The sequence below is a fragment of the Endozoicomonas sp. ONNA2 genome (assembly GCF_024606365.1).
Classification (GTDB): domain Bacteria; phylum Pseudomonadota; class Gammaproteobacteria; order Pseudomonadales; family Endozoicomonadaceae; genus Endozoicomonas.
Genome location: NZ_JAHHPO010000134.1, coordinates 1 through 1854 on the forward strand (window position 1 = coordinate 1; position 1854 = coordinate 1854).

General features: G+C 54.7%; 2 protein-coding genes and 1 pseudogene. 1 reads left to right on the plus strand and 2 read right to left on the minus strand.

Annotated elements, in window-relative coordinates; translation table 11 throughout:
- Positions 1 to 189 (plus strand): hypothetical protein (locus tag KDK14_RS02515; protein ID WP_257263447.1); only part of this gene is annotated, 189 nt, incomplete at its 5' end.
- A gap of 102 nt (positions 190 to 291) precedes the next feature.
- Here KDK14_RS02515 and purD read toward each other — a convergent pair.
- Both purD and purH read right to left on the minus strand, forming a co-directional pair.
- Positions 292 to 1572, minus strand: coding sequence for a phosphoribosylamine--glycine ligase (gene purD / locus KDK14_RS02520; protein ID WP_257263448.1), 1281 nt, complete (start codon positions 1570 to 1572; stop codon positions 292 to 294).
- A 113-nt stretch (positions 1573 to 1685) separates the two neighbouring features.
- Positions 1686 to 1854: pseudogene (purH, locus tag KDK14_RS02525) on the minus strand (bifunctional phosphoribosylaminoimidazolecarboxamide formyltransferase/IMP cyclohydrolase); the annotation flags it as partial.

Below are 1854 nucleotides of genomic sequence, written 5' to 3' on the forward strand. Positions count from 1 at the left end.
AACCACAAAGGTCACAAAGAGCACAAAGGAAAAGAAAAGCTCTTCTTCGTGCTCTATGTGTCCTTTGTGGTTCAAACAGTAGCCAGCCACTGCCAGATGCTTAATGTCTACCGTAGAACGCCGCTTAAAGCTGGCTATCCCTGCAAGGTGGGTTCCGTACAATCCCTGTACGGAATGACAGCGGAGTAAATTAACCGGCTTTTTGCAATGTGGCACCCCGTTCCCACGCGGGACCCACAGGGCCTGAAAGCATGGGGACGGGAGGTGTGGCTATGGGTATTAGCGCTATTACTATGCCTTTTCACGGGCGATAGCCCTGTGGCCGATGTCGGTACGGTAGTAAACATCTTTCCAGCTGATGGTCTTAACCGCTTTATAGGCCAGCTCTTGCGCTTCCTGCACCGTATCACCCAGGGCGGTCACACAAAGTACCCGGCCGCCATTGGTCAGGGTCTTACCCTCTTCAACACGGGTTCCGGCCTGGAAGACTTTGGCATTGCTGACGTTATCGATGCCCGTGATTCCATCCCCCTTGCGGTAGGCTTCAGGATAACCACCGGCGGCCATGACCACACCAAGGGCGGTGCGGCTGTCCCACTCAACGTCCACCTTATCCAGCTCGCCACGGGTACCGGCCAGGCACAGTGCTACCAGGCTGGACTTCAGGCGCAGCAGGATGGGCTGGGTTTCCGGGTCACCAAAACGACAGTTGTATTCCAGTACTTTCGGTGTGCCATCGGCATCAATCATTAATCCGGCGTAGAGAAAGCCTTTATATGGCATGCCTTCGCTGGCCATGCCTTGCACCGTTGGGATAATGACCTCTTTCATGGCACGGTCATGAATCACCTGAGTTACTACCGGCGCAGGGGAATATGCTCCCATACCACCGGTATTGGGCCCTTTATCGCCATTGTTACGGGCCTTGTGATCCTGGCTGGTGGCCAGGGGCAGGATGTTTTTGCCATCCACCATGACGATAAAACTGGCTTCTTCACCAGTCAGAAACTCTTCAATCACCACGCGGTGGCCCGCTTCACCAAAAGCATTGCCTGCCAGCATGTCCTCAATAGCAGCAAACGCTTCCTGTTCGGTCTGGGCGAGAATCACGCCTTTACCGGCAGCAAGGCCATCCGCTTTCACGACAATAGGCGCACCCTGTTGTTTAACATAGGCCTTGGCGGGTTCAATGTCTGTGAAGTTCTGGTAGGCGGCGGTGGGAATGTTATGGCGGGCAAGGAAATCTTTGGTGAAGGCCTTGGAGCCTTCCAGCTGGGCCGCAGCCTGTGACGGGCCGAATATTGCCAGCCCTGCCTGTTCAAACTGGTCAACAACCCCAGCCACCAGTGGCGCTTCCGGACCGACAATGGTCAGGCCAATGCCTTCTGCCCGGGCAAACTCAACCAGTCTGGTAATATCCAGTACATCGATAGCAATATTGGACACTTTGTTTTCAGAAGCGGTGCCAGCATTACCGGGTGCGACAAACACCTGTGTAACCTGGTCGTCCTGGGCCGCTTTCCATGCCAGGGCATGCTCCCGTCCGCCATTACCGATGATCAGCACTTTCATAAAGGGGGTCCTTTTTTGAGCTACAGAGAATTAGCAACGGTTTTTTGTGATTTCTGTCGGGAAATTTTTCTTGCAGGCTGGGCCTGTTTTTCAGCCTTTTGCAGTTCAAACCATCAATGACGGAAATGCCGAATGCCGGTAAACACCATGGCTATGCCGGCCCGGTTAGCGGCGTCAATCACTTCCTGGTCGCGCATGGAGCCGCCAGGCTGGATGACGGCGGTAATACCGGCACTGGCGGCAGCATCAATACCGTCCCGGAACGGGAAGAAGGCATCGGAC

Excerpts from the sequence above, each read along its gene's own strand:
- purD (WP_257263448.1), bottom strand. The coding sequence starts at position 1,572 with ATGAAAGTGCTGATCATCGGTAATGGCGGACGGGAGCATGCCCTGGCA.